This window comes from Flavobacterium hydrophilum, assembly GCF_003202405.1.
In the GTDB taxonomy this organism is placed as follows: domain Bacteria; phylum Bacteroidota; class Bacteroidia; order Flavobacteriales; family Flavobacteriaceae; genus Flavobacterium; species Flavobacterium hydrophilum.
Map to the genome: position 1 here is coordinate 597,943 of NZ_QJHL01000002.1, position 16,580 is coordinate 614,522.

Here is a 16,580-nt window from a genome sequence, read left to right on the forward strand (position 1 = left end):
TTTATGCTTTTAAGTTATTTAAAATATTTATTTTTGCTCATCAGAAAAAAGAATATAACATACAACTATGAGAACAATACAATTTAGAGAGGCCATTTGCGAAGCGATGAGCGAAGAAATGCGTCGCGATGAATCCATATATTTAATGGGCGAAGAGGTTGCAGAATACAACGGAGCATACAAAGCTTCAAAAGGAATGCTTGCTGAGTTTGGCGAAAAAAGAGTAATCGATACTCCAATTGCTGAGCTTGGGTTTACAGGAATTGCAGTAGGTTCTGCAATGAACGGTAACCGACCAATTGTAGAATATATGACTTTCAACTTTTGTTTAGTTGGTATTGATCAAATTATAAATAACGCTGCTAAAATGCGTCAAATGACAGGTGGACAGTTTAATGTGCCAATCGTTTTTCGTGGGCCAACTGCTTCAGCAGGTCAGTTAGGAGCAACTCACTCTCAGGCTTTAGAAAACTGGTTTGCTAATACTCCAGGTCTTAAAGTTATCGTTCCTTCAACACCTTACGATGCAAAAGGACTTTTGAAATCTGCAATTCGTGATAATGATCCTGTAATTTTTATGGAATCTGAGCAAATGTATGGTGATAAAGGAGAAGTGCCGGACGGAGAATATGTAATTCCAATTGGAGTTGCAGATGTTAAGCGTGAAGGTACAGATGTAACCATCGTTTCTTTCGGAAAAATCATTAAAGAAGCTTTTATCGCTGCTGATGAATTAGCTAAAGAAGGAATTTCTTGTGAGGTCATCGATTTAAGAACTGTTCGTCCAATGGATAATGAAGCGATCTTAAAATCAGTTAAAAAAACAAACCGTTTGGTAATTTTAGAAGAAGCCTGGCCATTTGCGAGTATTTCATCTGAAATCACCTACATTGTACAAGAGCAGGCTTTCGATTTCCTTGATGCGCCAATTCAGCGTATTACAACTGCTGATGCTCCTGCACCTTATTCACCTGTTTTACTGAAAGACTGGTTGCCTAATGCTGGTGATGTAGTGAAAGCAGTAAAAAAAGTAATGTACAAATAATAATACATACATACTCATAAAAACTTCATCATTCATTAGTTAATTGATGAAGTTTTTTTTTGCCGGAATATGAAAAGAATAATTTTACTCAGCCTGTTTTTTGTATTTGCTTTAGCAAACCATGTCTTTGCGCAAACTAAAGTGAGTGGAATTGTTTTGGACAAATCCAATCAGCCTGTTCCGTTTGCTAATGTAGTTTTCAAGGGTTCAAATACGGGAATTGTTTCTAATGAAGACGGACGTTTTTATTTAGAATCACCAAATACTTATACTGCTTTGTTAGTGACTTCAGCAGGATTTTCTGATAAAGAAATTCCTTTGGAAAAAGCCGTAAATTATAATTTCAAAATTGTTTTAAGCGAACCTGAAGCACTTAATGAAGTTGTTATTTTTACCGGTAAAACGTCAAAAAAGAACAATCCCGCATTGGATATTTTGAGGAAGATTTGGGAAAGAAAACGTAAAAATGGTCTTTACCAATTCAATCAGTACCAAATGCAGAAATACGAAAAAGTCGAGTTCGATATGAACACGATTGACAGTGCTTTCATGAAAAACAAGCTTTTCAAGGGAATGGAGTTTGTTTTCAATCATGTAGATACTTCTGATGTTACCGGAAAAACCTATTTACCAATTTTTATCAACGAATCTGTGTATGATGTGTACGGAGATAATAAACTGAAGAAAGTAAAGGAAAACATTACAGGAAACAAAATGTCCGGATTCAATGGAAATCAGCAGATTTTGTCTTTTGTAAAAGACCTTTATTCTGATTATAATATTTACGACAATCACCTTAAGTTTTTTGATAAAAGTTTTACAAGTCCGCTTTCAAAAACCGGAATCGATGTTTATAACTATGTTTTGAAAGACAGTGCTTTTATTGATAAAAAATGGTGTTACAATATTGTTTTTTATCCAAGGCGCAAAAACGAACTGACTTTTAAAGGTGATTTCTGGGTAAACGATTCCACTTTTGCAATCAAGAAAATTAATATGGGCGTTACCAAAAGTGCCAATATTAACTGGGTAAAAGATATTTATATCGAACAGGAATTTGAAGTTGAAAACGATTCGGTTTTTCTTTTGACACGTGACTATATGATGTCTGATTTTGCTTTAAATAAAAAGGAAAAATCAAAAGGAGTATATGGAAAACGAACTACTTTGTATCGTAATCATAAATTCAACCTTCAGAAACCGGAGAAATTTTATAAAGAAGAAGTCAATTTTATAGATAACGCTGTTTATCAACGACCGGATGAATTTTGGGAAGAAAATCGTTTTGAGAAGCTAAATAAAGACGAACAGGGTATTTATAAAATGCTCGACACATTGCAAACGGTCAAGCGATTTAAGCAGCTCTATAATCTCGTCTCGATTTTGGGAAGTGGTTATGTCGAATTTAAAAACTTCGATTATGGACCTATTTTCTCAACCTTTGGATACAATGAAGTTGAAGGATTGAGATTAAGAGTAGGAGGAAGAACCTATTTTGGGCCAAATGATCCTTGGCGTATTCAGGCTTATACAGCATACGGATTTGACGATAATAAATTCAAATACGGAGTTTCAGGAAAATGGATGGTTGATAAGAAAAACCGAGTAATTATTTCTGGAGGAAACAGGAGAGACATCGAGCAGATAGGTGCGAGCCTAACAACAACAAATGATGTATTAGGGCGAAGTTTTGCGTCCTCAGCTTTGTTTACAACTGGGAGCAACGGAAAACTAACCAATATTAATTTAAGCAACGTTTCTGTTGAAATGGAAGCTAAGAAGAATTTTGTAGTTTCTGCAGGTTTTTCATATCGTACATTAGAATCGGCATCGCAAACCTTTAGTTTAGACTATTATAAAACTTTGCCATCTGTTTTAAATCCTGCTGGTGTTGTTGAAAGCAAGGTTACTCAATCTGAGGCTAATATTCAGTTTGAGTTTATGCCAAATCGCAAAACTATTGGTTATGGAGTAGAGCGCGATCTTGTTGACAGCCCGTTTAGTCATTTCTTTGTTAATTTCAGTTATGGTCTTAAGGGAGTGCTCAATAGTGATTTTGCTTATGAAAAAGTACAGTTGTTTTATAGACAGCCCATTATTATAGGACCGTTAGGAAGAACAAATATTACGCTGGAAACCGGAAAGACTTTCGGTACCATCCCGTTAGGACTAATGAGTGTGATTCCGGGTAACCAGACTTATTTTACGATAGAAAATACATTTAGTAATTTGAATTTCTACGAATTTGTCACAGATCAATACACAACATTACAGTGGAATCATGATTTTGGGGGAAGAATATTTGCCAGAATTCCATTTATGAGAAAACTGAACTGGAGAGAATTTGTGGGTGTCAGAGCTGTTCATGGAACGATTTCTGATGAAAATCGTGCGATAAATGCTTCTGGTCTTCCTTATAATGCGCCGGAAAAAGTGTATTGGGAATACAATGCCGGAATTGGAAATATCTTTAAAGTTTTCAGAATTGATTTTTCATGGAGAGGAAATTATTTGAATATGCCTGATGCAGCTAAATTTGCCGTAAAAGGATCTTTCGGATTCTATTTCTAGTAAAGTGTCCTTAAATCTTACTCCATTATAAGATTATGAAAAATAAGGATAACAATCTAAATTGGGTAAAAAACTTAAGAGTTTTAGCGACAATTAGTGTTATTGTTTTGCATACAGCATCGGAAATTTTATATCAGTACGGAACTATTGCAAGTTCAGTTTGGTGGATAGGAAATGTATATGATAGTGCTGTCCGATTCTGTGTGCCTATATTTCTAATGCTTACCGGTACTTTGTTTTTAAATAAAGAATATGAGTTATATGATTTTCTAAAAAACAGATTTTCAAGAATTATATTGCCATTTTTATTTTGGAGTATCATTTACGCCTTTTTTATTTTAAGAAATAAAATTTTAGAGAATCCCGAATTATCATTTTTTGAAATTTGTAGATTAACTTTCTTCTTATTTAAAGATGGAACATATTATCATTTATGGTATGTTTATATGATAATTGGAATTTATCTTTTTGTTCCAATCTTAAATAAATGGATTCAGAATGCTACAGAAAAAGAAATTTTATATTTTATTTTAATTTGGATTGTCACCCTATTTTTTAATCAACCAATTGTATCAAAAGCAAGAATTAATATAGATCTGATCTATTTTTCCGGTTACATCGGTTATTTGGTTATAGGTTATTATTTGTCTATTAAATCTTTTAGATACAATGTAAAAAAAGTTAGATTTATCTCTATCGTTTTGATTTTTACAGGTACAACTATTGCAATTTTCGGAACTTATTTTTTAACAAAAAGAGCAAATCACTTTATCGATTATTTCTATGGTAATTTCGCTTTAAGTACTATAATTAGTTCTGTTGGAATATTTCTTTTGTTTAAAAATTTAAAAATTTCAAACCCGCTTTTAATTCGAATAATAGACTTTATTAATAAATACAGTTATGGTATTTATTTAGCTCATATTTTGGTTCTTAAATTGCTTGAATTTTTAGGGATTACTTATAGTTTTATAAATCCTGTTTTGGCAATTCCAATGATAACGATTTTGTGTTTATGCATTTCATCATTCATTATCTTTAGTATAAATAAACTTCCTTATGGCAGACATATTTCGGGATAAATTTCTAAATTATTTTTCATATAATTAAATATAGTTATGAAAGAAGCCATCGATTATTTATCATCCAAGAATACAATATTTAAAGAAATTATTCAAAAGTACGGCTTGCCATCAAATCCAAAACGGCCACAGGGTTTCGAAACTTTAGTACTGTTAATCCTCGAACAACAAGTTTCTATAGATTCGGCGAAAGCCACCTTCTTAAAAATTAAAGACCATACAACATGTAATCCTGAAACAATGTCGGTTTTACCAGATGAAGAGTTTAGAATGCTTGGAGTTAGCCGTCAAAAAACAAAATATATCAAAATACTTTCAGAAGCAGTTTTAAACAAAGCATTAGATATTGAAAGTTTAGCCACAAAATCGGCAAAAGAAGTTCGGGAAGAACTCATTCAATTAAAAGGCATAGGGAACTGGACCATTGATATCTATTTGATGCTCTGTTTACAGGAGCCGGATTTGATTCCGCTTGGTGATATTGCAGACATAAATACAATTAAAGAATTATTGAATATTCATGACAGACAGGAAATGGAAATTCATGTGGAACAATGGAGTCCTTACAGATCTTATGCGACCTATTTGCTTTGGCATTATTACTTAAATAAGAGAAATCGCAAGATTATATATTAACTATCTGTTATATAAAACGAAAGTATATTAATTAATGAATAAAGTATATAGATTAATGTGTTTTTTTCATTGTAAAAAAGGATTCTTTGGGTTACTTTTGCAACCGAAATTATAGATATAATAAAAAAGAAAATGACCGCAGACAAACTAACAACTTTCGATGTATTAATCGAAATACCAAGAGGAAGCAGAAATAAATATGAGTACGATTTTGAAATCAAAAGAATGCGTTTCGACAGAATGTTATTCTCTTCGATGATGTACCCGGCAGATTACGGATTTATTCCGGAAACTTTAGCTCTTGACGGTGACCCTCTTGATGTATTGGTTTTGATTAACGAACCAACTTTTCCTGGATGTGTTATAGAAGTAAAACCTATTGGTGTTTTCCACATGGCTGATGACAAAGGACCGGATGAAAAGATTATTTGTGTACCGGTTTCAGATCCAATCTGGAATTCATTAAATGATCTTTCAGATATCAACGGACACTTATTGAAAGAAATTGAGCATTTCTTCCAGGTTTACAAAGATCTTGAAAACAAAAAAGTTGATGTAGAAGGATGGGGAGACGTAAACGAAGCATTCGCTATTATTAAAGAATGCACAGAGCGTTTTAATCAAATTGAAAATAAACCAGAGGGATTATTTAGCATTAAATAATTTCAGGTATCATATTTTATAAAAAAAGCAATACTCCGTTAAGAGTATTGCTTTTTTGTTTAAATTCGTTTTGTTAGTTTGTTGACTATTAACCAAAACCATTAATATATTATGAATGCATTTATGATTTATTTGCCAATTGTGATGGCAATTCTTGGATTACTTTTCATGGGAATAAAAAGGACTTGGGTTTTAAAACAAGATGCCGGAGACGGCAAAATGAAAGAGATTTCAGATTACATCTACGAGGGTGCCTTAGCCTTTTTAAAAGCAGAATATAAACTATTAACCATTTTTGTAATTATTGCAAGTATAGCTTTGGCAGGAATTACTTTTATCCCAGGAGTAAAAACACATTTATTAATCGTAATAGCATTTATTTTCGGGGCTTTATTTTCTGCTTATGCAGGAAATATTGGGATGAAGATTGCAACCAAGACAAACGTAAGAACTACTCAGGCCGCTCGCACAAGTTTACCGCAGGCATTAAAAGTTTCTTTTGGCGGAGGAACTGTAATGGGGTTGGGAGTTGCAGGATTGGCAGTTTTAGGTTTAACTGCTTTTTTCATAATATTTTTTAATTTGTTTTCTGACGGAGTCTGGAAAGATACCGAAACAATGACCGTTGTTTTAGAAACATTAGCCGGATTTTCTCTTGGTGCAGAATCAATCGCATTGTTTGCCAGAGTAGGAGGTGGAATTTACACCAAAGCTGCCGATGTTGGTGCTGATTTAGTAGGTAAAGTAGAAGCCGGAATTCCGGAAGATGATCCGCGTAATCCGGCAACAATTGCAGATAACGTAGGAGATAATGTTGGTGACGTTGCCGGTATGGGAGCCGATTTATTTGGATCTTATGTAGCAACCGTTTTAGCGGCAATGGTTCTTGGAAACTACGTAATAAAAGATATGGGTGGAAGTATCAATGATGCTTTTGGCGGAATTGGACCAATTTTACTTCCGATGGCAATTGCCGGTTTCGGAATTTTGTTCTCCATTATTGGAACGACCTTAGTAAAAATTTCAGATGATAATGCGAAAGAAGCACAAGTTCAAAAAGCATTAAATATAGGAAACTGGGTTTCGATTGTTTTAACGGCTGTGGCTTGTTTCTTTTTAGTAAAACACATGCTTCCTGAAACCATGCAGATGACTTTCTTTGGAGAAGGGTCGAAAGATATTTCATCCTTACGTGTTTTCTATGCAACATTAGTTGGATTAGTGGTTGGTGGAGCCATTTCATCAGTAACAGAATATTATACAGGATTAGGGACAAAACCAGTATTAGCGATTGTTCAGAAATCATCTACCGGAGCCGGAACTAATGTAATTGCAGGTTTGGCAACCGGAATGATTTCTACTTTTCCAACGGTTTTACTTTTCGCAGCAGCAATTTGGATTTCTTATGCTTTAGCAGGGTTTTACGGAGTAGCTTTGGCAGCTTCTGCAATGATGGCAACAACAGCTATGCAATTGGCAATTGATGCTTTTGGACCAATTTCAGACAACGCCGGAGGAATTGCCGAAATGAGCGAATTACCAAAAGAAGTTCGTACCAGAACCGATATTTTAGATTCAGTTGGAAATACAACTGCAGCGACCGGAAAAGGGTTTGCAATTGCTTCTGCAGCTTTGACTTCATTAGCCTTATTTGCAGCTTATGTAACGTTTACAGGAATTGACGGGATTAATATTTTTAAAGCACCGGTTTTAGCGATGTTATTTGTCGGAGGAATGATTCCGGTAGTTTTCTCTGCATTAGCAATGAATTCTGTTGGAAAAGCGGCAATGGATATGGTGTACGAGGTTCGTCGTCAATTCAAGGAAATTCCGGGAATTATGGAAGGAACGGGAAAACCGGAATACGGCAAATGTGTCGAAATTTCAACAAAAGCCGCTTTACGCGAAATGATGCTGCCTGGAATTCTAACTATTGGTTTTCCGATTGCTATTGTACTTTTAGGGAAATTAGTTTATGCTGATAACAATCAATTAATTGCAGAAATGTTAGGAGGATATATGGCAGGAGTTACGGTTTCAGGAGTGCTTTGGGCAGTTTTCCAAAACAATGCCGGTGGAGCATGGGATAATGCAAAAAAATCTTTTGAGGCTGGTGTAATGATCAATGGAGAAATGACTTATAAAGGTTCTGATGCACACAAAGCTGCGGTAACCGGAGATACAGTTGGAGATCCGTTTAAAGATACTTCAGGGCCTTCAATGAACATCTTAATTAAACTAACCTGTTTAATTGGATTGGTAATCGCACCAATTTTGGGCGACGGACATGCGCCATCAGATATTGCCACAAAAGGTTCCTGCTGTAAAATGGAGATGCATGCAGGCGTAGTATCTAAATGCGGAGATATGTCAGGGATGACAAAAGAAGAATGTATCAAAATGTGCAAAGAAAAAGGATGTTCTGCAGAAGAAACTGCAAAATGCCTGGCTTACTTTGATGCAAACGGGAAATATGTTCATCAAAAAACAGATTGTTTTGATACAACGAAATACGATAAAAAGCGCGTTGAGGTTAATTTGTCTACTACAAATGGTGTTACGGTTGGAACTGTAACTAAAACTGAAAACGGAAAAACAACTACTGAAGTTTTTGAAGGAACGGAAGAAGAGGTAAAAGCTAAAGTTGAAGCAGCAAAATAAATATCTTGTTAGTTATAAAAATGCCTCCAGTTTTTTGGAGGCATTTTTTATTTAAGCTATTTTAATCTACTAACTCGAAATTAGATTTTAGTTTAATATCTGTTGATGAAGCCCCGATCATGACTTCGAAATCTCCCGGTTCGGCATTCCATTCTAATTTATCATTGTAGAAAGAAAGCTTTTCTTTGTCAATTGTAAACTCAATAGTTTTAGATTCTCCGGCATTTAATTTTACTTTCTGGAAATCTCTTAATTCTAAAACTGGTCTGACAACCGAACCAAATTTGTCTTTTATATATAATTGAACGACTTCTTCTCCAGTCACTTTTCCGACATTCAATAATTGAAATGATACTTTTATGTTTTCGTTGCTTTTTATTTTTGTTGAAGATAATTTCAAACCTGAATAATCAAACTTTGTGTAACTCAACCCATATCCAAAAGGAAATTTAGGAGAATTTTTTAAATCAATATAGGAGGAAACATAGCCTTTTGCATTTTCATCCGGAGCAGGTCTTCCGGTACTAAAATGATTATAGTAAATTGGAATTTGTCCCACCTCTCTTGGGAAAGTCATGGGCAGCTTTCCAGATGGGTTATAATCCCCAAATAACACATCTGCAATAGCGTTTCCTGCTTCTGTACCCAACCACCAGGTATATAAAATAGCAGGGACATTATCTGCTGTCCAGTTAAAAATAAGCGGTCTTCCGGCATTTACTAAAACAACGACAGGTTTTCCGGTCGCAAGCATTGCTTTTACTAAATCTTCCTGAACACCCGGTAAATGAATGTCACTACGACTTTTGGCTTCTCCGCTCATATTGTGTCTTTCTCCAATACTCAAAATGACAATATCTGCTTTATTGGCTGTAGCTACAGCTTCAGCAAAACCCTCCTTATTGTCTCCATCAACCTCACAGCCTTTAGCATAAAGCAATTTGGTATTCTTTCCTACTTTATTCTGCAGGCCGTCCCATTGCGAAACTACCCATTTATCATAATTTATTTCCGGTAAATCAACAGCCCAGAATCCCATATTGGCTTTGTATTCTTTGACCATTGGACCAATAAAGGCAATTGTTTTTAAGTTTTTGGAAAGGGGTAAAGTTTCGTTTTCATTTTTTAACAAAACAATACTTTTTTTGGCCACTTCCAGAGCTGATTTTCTGTTTTCAATATTGTTAAGTTCTTTTTCCTCTCTTTTTCCATCTGAATATCTGTACGGATCATCAAATAATCCTAATTCGAATTTTTTGCGAAGAATTCTTTTTACCGCATCGTCAATCAAATCAACAGAAACTTTTCCTTCTTTAACCAGTTCGGCCAGATTATAACGATAGGCGTTGCTTTCCATATCCATATCACTTCCTGCAGTTATGGCAGAAAAAGCGGCAGCTTTAAGATCTTTTGAGTAACCATGAGCTACCATTTCCCCAATAGAACCCCAATCTGACACTACAAAACCCTGAAAGTGCCACTTTCCTTTTAAAATATCTCGTTGCAAATGTGCATTTCCGGTTGCCGGAATTCCGTTTAAATCATTAAATGAATTCATAAAAGTAGCAGCTCCCGCATCTAAAGCAGCTTTAAAAGGAGGTAAGTAGGTTTCCCACAACATTCTTTCGCTCATGTCAACCGAATTGTAATCTCTTCCGCCAACAGCGGCTCCATATGCTGCAAAGTGTTTTACACAGGCCATAACTGAATTTAAATCTCCTAACTTATTTCCCTGAAAACCCTTTACCCTGGCTGAAGCTATTTTAGAACCCAGATAAGTGTCCTCGCCGGCACCTTCCATAACACGTCCCCAACGCGGGTCACGACCAATATCAACCATTGGTGCAAATGTCCAGTGAATTCCGCTTGCTGATGCTTCTCTTGCCGCAACTCTTGCCGCTAATTCAATCGCAGTTAAATCCCAACTGGCAGCTTCTGCTAACGGAATAGGGAAAGTCGTTTTGTATCCATGAATAACATCCTGGCCAAATAACAACGGAATTTTAAGGCGTGATTGCATCGCCAGTTCCTGATATTGGCGGGTATATTTTGTTCCGATGATATTTAGCATAGAACCTACTAATCCTGCCTTTATTTCGGTTTGTTTGTTTGGGTTTATGGTAATAGGACCCGTTGCAGAATTGTCGCCTGTGTATTGATTAAGCTGACCAATTTTTTCTTCAATTGTCATCTTTTTCAATAACGAATTTACTTTTTGATCTATTGTTTCTTGTTGTGCCGATGCAAATAAGGAAATCATCAACAAGGTTAACGCAGTTGTTTTCTTCATTTTAATTTAGTTAATTTGGTGTAAGCTGTTCTTTTATTTTTGGGCATTAAATTCTAAATGATTCAAATTAAATCCTCCTTTTTCAAAAACTACTTTAATTTTATTAGTTCCCGAATTTAGAAATACTTTTGGTAAGATAACGGTTTCCCAATTATCATCTGAACCCGTTGCAGGAAGAAGAATAGTTTCTGATTTGTTTCCATTCTCGGTTTCCAAATGAAGTTTCCCTTCTGCATTTGTACTTGAATATCGAATAGCAACTTTAAAAACTTTTTGTTTTGAAACTTCAGTAGTAAACTGCAGCCATTCGCCATCTTCAATAAATGAAACCTGATATCCGTTTGTATCAATGTCTTTGCAGGGTAAAATATCTACACCATCATTTCGCATGGAATTTCCTTTGTTCCATTCTTCAAAATGACCTGTTTCTACTCTGTAATTCACGAAGTCTTTATCCAGATAAGCATATCCATTAGTTCCTAAATCATATTCAGAGGCAAAAAATTTCCCCGAGACAGAGTGTTTTCTATACGGTTTTGTCTCATTGGTTTGAACCTGCCTGAACATCGCATCAATTACATCGGGTTTTACTGTTACGTTTTCCATTTTGTAATTATCGGCTATTTTCATTAAAGTTTTTTTGGCAAAATCTACAGATGGTTTCTCACCTCCCTCTTTCCAATATTTTAATAAAACATCGTATTCAGGAATTTTTGTAACCGAAGTTACTCCGGCAATATTTTCTATTTTCTTCATTGGCCAAAACGCCCATCCAATATTGTTCTTTTCTACTAAAGAAATGACGTCCTTAAACCAGACATTTGAGTTTTCTCCACTTTCTCCCAGCCAGATCGGAACATTATATTGTGTCCGGTAATCCAGCATTTTTTGAATGGAAGTCGTAGTATTATAATTCCAGTATTTATGAAAACTCAATGCCATGTTCTCATCCCATAAAGGAAAAATTCCATTGTAATTGTTGCCCCAGCAATTTCCTTCAATAAAAATTAAGTGATTGGTATCCACTTCACGAATGGCTTTTGTAACAGCGATCATTAATTCTCTTAATGGACCATTTGAATTCTCATCACAGCCATTTTTATTGTCTCCTGTAAAATTCCAGTTTGGTTCATTAATGATGTCGTAGGCTCCAATCCAGGGATTATTTTTATATCGTGACGCTAATTTTTTCCATAAGGCAATCATCTTTTTTTGATTGGCTTCACTTTGCCAAAGAGAAGGTTTTGAAGTGTCATAATCTGAAATTGCTGCATCATTACCTTGTCCGCCCGGAGCTGCATGTAAATCTAAAATAAGATACATTTTGTTTTCGGCACACCATTTCAGCAAGTTGTCTGTCATGGTAAAACCTTCTTCGATCCAGGTAATTTCACCATTTTTTTCTGCTTCGACTGGAGGTGTATACAAATTATAGTGCATGGGCAAGCGAACAGAATTGAATCCCCAGGCGGCTAATGAATCGACATCCCTTTTTGTAATTCCATTAGCCTTATAAGCGGTATAAAATTCTTTTGTGTTTTCTTCACCAATTAAATCCTGAATTTTTTGTTTAATCACATATTGTGGACTGGCGAATGGCTGTGTTTGAAGCATGTATCCTTCCTGAACCATCCATCCACCCAAACCTAAACCTCTCAAACCTATATTTTTTCCTTTACCATCGACAATTTTTTGTCCTTCTCTATGTAAAAAGCTCTGTCCGGAAAAAACTATTGAGAACAATAGTGACAGTAAGGTTAAAATTAATTTAGTCATAATCTTTACTTAAATGAAATTGTATTGAAAATCAGCAAAATTGGAGCGTTCTTGTTTTATTTCAAAGAAAAATCTTTATTCAGATCTGAAACCCGAATAGTAAAAGTTCCTTTTTCAGAAATCCATTTTAAATCTTCGTTTACAAATTGTAAGTCTTTTTGATTTAAGATAAATTTCACGGTTTTTGTTTCATTTGGCTCTAAACTAATTTTTTCAAATCTTTTTAAAGCTTTAAACTCAGGCGTAATACTTGCAAAATTATCAGACAGATATAATAAAACAGATTCTTTTCCTGCTCTTTTTCCTGAGTTTGTAACATCAACAGAAACGTTTATTTCGTCAGTAGTATTGATTTCATTTTTGTCAATTTTTAAATTCGAATATTTAAACGTGGTATATGACAATCCTGTTCCGAATTCAAACTGAGGCGAATAACTTTTTTCATATTTGGCATCATTGTTCTGTTCTTCTTCCGCAATACTTTCGGTATATTTTCGGTTGTATTTTTCTAATGAATTTGGATATCTTGGATAATTATAAGGTAATCTTCCGCTTGGATTTACGTCACCGTAAATAATATCAATCAAAGCTCTGGCTCCTTCATTTCCCGGAAGATAACATTGAATAACGGTATTCATTTTACCTTCAAAATCACTAATTAATCTTGGTCTTCCTTCGTTTAAAACTAAAATAATTGGTTTGTTTAATTTAGCTAAAGCCAAAGCTAATTTGATTTGAGAACTACTCATAAACAGATTTCTGATATCACCGGGAGTTTCTGTGTAGTTTTTCTCTCCTAAACACAAAATTATTTTAGAAGCATCTTTAGCTAAATCGACGGCTTTTTGAATTTCGGCATCATTTTCATTTTCTAAATCTGCGCCAGGGGTGTATAAAACATTCTCTTTTCCAATTTTGTTTTGAAAAGCTTCTAAAATGGTATATTTATCAGCAGCATAAGTATCTGAATTTTCACCTTGCCAAGTGTATGACCAGCCTCCGTTGAGGTATTTCATACTATTTGCAGTTGCTCCGGTAATGAGAATTTTTTCGTTTTTGTTCAGAGGTAAAACGGCATTATTATTTTTCAATAAAGTAATGGATTCTGCAGCCGTTTTGTAAGCTTCCTGAATATGCTCAGCTGAACCAAATTTTGGATAATCTTTTAAATTAGCAAAGCTGTTCTGAAATAAATTCAATTCGAATTTCATTCTTAAAATACGTGTCACAGCATCATCAATTCTGGACATTGGAACTTCTCCTTTTTGAACCAGATCTATCAAATCAGTATAAAAAGAAAATTCTTCAGGAACCATACTCATATCAATTCCGGCCATTACCGCGATTCTTACTGCATCACGTTTGGTTTCTGCAACTTTATGTCTTGTATGTAAATAGATAATATCTTTCCAGTCTGTGACTACAACTCCTGTAAAACCTAATTCAGTTTTTAAAATATCAGTAATTAAATGTTTGCTTGCATGAACCGGGGTACCATTAATTTCTCCGGAACTTACCATTACACTTTTGGCTCCGGCCTTAATAGCAGCCTGATAAATTGTTAAATCGTATTGCCTTAATACACGTTCCGGGATAATACTTGGTGTTCTGTCTTTTCCGGTAGTTGTACTTCCGTAACCAATATAATGTTTCATGCAGGAAGCAACATTGTATTTTGAGCCTACATTATTTCCTTCAAAGCCTTCAACTAATGCTACAGCCATTTTTGAAGATAAATAGGTATCTTCTCCAAAAGATTCCCACATTCTTGACCAGGCAGGATTTCTTGGGAAATCTAAATCCGGTGAAAAAACCCATGGAATTGAAGAAGCTCTGGTTTCGTAAGCTGAAATTTCGGCGCCACGTTTTACCAAATCGGTATTAAATGTTGCGGCAAGCCCTATTTGTTGTGGAAATAAAGTTGCGCCTGCTGTGTAACTTGCTCCATGAATGGCATCGATACCATATAAAACCGGTATTTTAAGCCTTGTTTTATTTGCTTGATTGGAAATTGCGGTTAAAGTTTCCTGCCATCTTTGTATGGTTGGCGCTCCGGGATTAGGAACATTTAAAATTGAACCGATATGATAATCCTGTATTCCTTGCTTTAATTTTGAAGGATCAAAATGTCCCGGTTTTTTTGGGTCTTCAAAAAAAGTAACCGTGATTTGTGTCATTTGCCCCACTTTTTCTTCAAGGGTCATTTTTGAAAGCAACTCTGAAACTTTGGTATCTATTTCTGTTTTTTTATTTGCCTGACTCCATGTTGTACTGCAAATGGAGAAGACGAATAAGAGTAAAATTGCATTTTTCATTTTGTAATTTTAAATTAATATTTTCAAATAAAATCCTAGAAAATTAAAGTCTGAATAGCATGAGCCGGTATTGTAATTATTGTTTTTTGAGAATTGAATAGTATGGAATATGCCACTTCTTTATCAGACTGATTCATTACTACTGTTGCAATTTTTCCATCAGAATTACAAAAAGAAGTGCTCGTTACTATTTTGTTGCTTACGACATTACTGATTCTTTTTGCTTCCGGTCTGATGAATTTCGAAAAGTGTCCAATGTAATAATACATCGGCGTATATATAATTTCTCCTGAGTTTGTATTGGCGTGAATAGGAGCAAAGCAAAAATTCCCAACATGATTGGGGCCTCCGTTTTGGTCTAAAAGAATATTCCAGTCTGTCCAGCCTGTTGTTCCGTTATTGAAATCGTTCATCATATTAATTCCATATCGTTCTGCATGACCCCAAAATTGTAATTTCTCAGCATTAAATCTTTCATTACAGCCTTCTGTGAACAATAAATTTTTATTTGGAAAAGCTTTATGAACATTGGCTACTGATTCAAATTGTGGTGGACCGCCATTCCAGGTTTCATACCAATGAAATCCTATTCCCCAGGCATATTTTGAAACCTCTGGATCAGAAAAAAACAAATGGGCTCTTTTTTCCAGCATATCTCCTCGATTGTGATCCCAAATAATAATATTTCTGGAACCAAGTCCTTCTTTTTCAAGAGTTGGTCCGAGAAAATTTTTCAGAAAATCTCTTTCGGCTTCAGGTGTATAAATGCAGGATTCCCAACTTTGGCTTGCCATTGGTTCGTTTTGAATGGTTAATCCCCATACAGGGATCCCTTCTTTTTCATATGCTTTTATAAATTTTGAATAATAATTTGCCCAGGATTGAGCAAATTCAGGCAATAAAACGCCGCCGTGCAAAATATCCTTATTGTTTTTCATAAACGCTGGGGGACTCCATGGGCTAACATATAAGGTTAACTTACCGCCGGTAGTTTCAATTGCTTTTTTGATTAATGGGATTCGATATTTTTTGTCGTGATCAATATTGAAAGTTTTTAGTTCCTTATCTCCTTCTTGTATATAAGTATAACTTTCGCTGCTAAAATCACAGCTATGTATATTGGTTCTGGCTAAAGAGTAGCCAATTCCTTTGTTTTTATCATAATAAGCAGTAAGAAATTCTTGTTGCTTTATTGGAGATAATGTAGCAAAGACTTCGGCACTTGCATCAGTAATTGCACCTCCGATTCCTAAGAAAGTCTGAAATTTTTTTTCTGCATCAACAGTTATAAAAACCTCAGGATTTAATTGCTGTTCTGATAGAGTTAAAATAAAATTATTGGAAGACGACAATCTCAAATCAGAATTTTCAGCAGTAGTATAAACTTCAATTTTATTAATTACCGAATCCTTAGTACCCTCATCAACTTTAGATGTAGAGCAGCCTGATTGCAGAATTGGCAGTACTAATAATAAAATTCTGTTGATTGATTTCATTGTGTTTTTATATGATTAAGAAATAAAGGGCTAAATAAATAGCCC

General features: G+C 34.8%; 10 protein-coding genes. 6 read left to right on the plus strand and 4 right to left on the minus strand.

Going from position 1 to position 16,580, the window contains the following annotated elements; genetic code table 11:
- The first annotated feature begins 67 nt into the window (after positions 1-67).
- The 6 genes from DMB68_RS11785 to DMB68_RS11810 all read left to right on the plus strand — a co-directional run bounded on the left by DMB68_RS11785 (position 68) and on the right by DMB68_RS11810 (position 8,658).
- Complete coding sequence (locus DMB68_RS11785) at positions 68-1,045, plus strand: pyruvate dehydrogenase complex E1 component subunit beta (protein WP_025571585.1); 978 nt, start codon at positions 68-70, stop codon at positions 1,043-1,045.
- 69 nt (positions 1,046-1,114) lie between these two features.
- Positions 1,115-3,616 (plus strand): DUF5686 and carboxypeptidase-like regulatory domain-containing protein, encoded by a 2,502-nt coding sequence (locus tag DMB68_RS11790; protein WP_110346856.1) that lies wholly within the window; start codon positions 1,115-1,117, stop codon positions 3,614-3,616.
- Between the two features lie 35 nt (positions 3,617-3,651).
- Positions 3,652-4,698, plus strand: a complete 1,047-nt coding sequence (locus DMB68_RS11795; protein ID WP_110346857.1) for an acyltransferase — start codon at positions 3,652-3,654, stop codon at positions 4,696-4,698.
- A gap of 36 nt (positions 4,699-4,734) precedes the next feature.
- Positions 4,735-5,334, plus strand: a complete 600-nt coding sequence (locus DMB68_RS11800) for a DNA-3-methyladenine glycosylase family protein (protein WP_110346858.1) — start codon at positions 4,735-4,737, stop codon at positions 5,332-5,334.
- A gap of 132 nt (positions 5,335-5,466) precedes the next feature.
- On the plus strand, positions 5,467-5,997 hold the full coding sequence (locus DMB68_RS11805) for an inorganic diphosphatase (protein WP_031454287.1): 531 nt from the start codon (positions 5,467-5,469) through the stop codon (positions 5,995-5,997).
- Positions 5,998-6,108: 111 nt separating this feature from the next.
- Positions 6,109-8,658 carry a sodium-translocating pyrophosphatase gene (locus DMB68_RS11810; RefSeq protein WP_110346859.1) on the plus strand — a complete coding sequence of 850 codons (2,550 nt, stop codon included), beginning with the start codon at positions 6,109-6,111 and terminating at the stop codon, positions 8,656-8,658.
- A gap of 61 nt (positions 8,659-8,719) precedes the next feature.
- Here the strand turns inward: DMB68_RS11810 and DMB68_RS11815 are convergent, their stop codons facing one another.
- The 4 genes from DMB68_RS11815 to DMB68_RS11830 are packed head-to-tail and all read right to left on the minus strand — an operon-like array spanning position 8,720 to position 16,535.
- The gene (locus DMB68_RS11815; RefSeq protein ID WP_110346860.1) at positions 8,720-10,948 is read right to left on the minus strand and encodes a glycoside hydrolase family 3 N-terminal domain-containing protein; all 2,229 of its coding nucleotides are present in this window, start codon (positions 10,946-10,948) and stop codon (positions 8,720-8,722) included.
- A 33-nt stretch (positions 10,949-10,981) separates the two neighbouring features.
- The gene (locus tag DMB68_RS11820) at positions 10,982-12,724 is read right to left on the minus strand and encodes a cellulase family glycosylhydrolase (RefSeq protein WP_110346861.1); all 1,743 of its coding nucleotides are present in this window, start codon (positions 12,722-12,724) and stop codon (positions 10,982-10,984) included.
- Between the two features lie 56 nt (positions 12,725-12,780).
- Positions 12,781-15,039, minus strand: coding sequence for a glycoside hydrolase family 3 N-terminal domain-containing protein (locus DMB68_RS11825; RefSeq protein ID WP_110346862.1), 2,259 nt, complete (start codon positions 15,037-15,039; stop codon positions 12,781-12,783).
- Positions 15,040-15,074: 35 nt separating this feature from the next.
- The gene (locus tag DMB68_RS11830; RefSeq protein ID WP_110346863.1) at positions 15,075-16,535 is read right to left on the minus strand and encodes a glycoside hydrolase family 30 protein; all 1,461 of its coding nucleotides are present in this window, start codon (positions 16,533-16,535) and stop codon (positions 15,075-15,077) included.
- Positions 16,536-16,580: the final 45 nt, after the last annotated feature.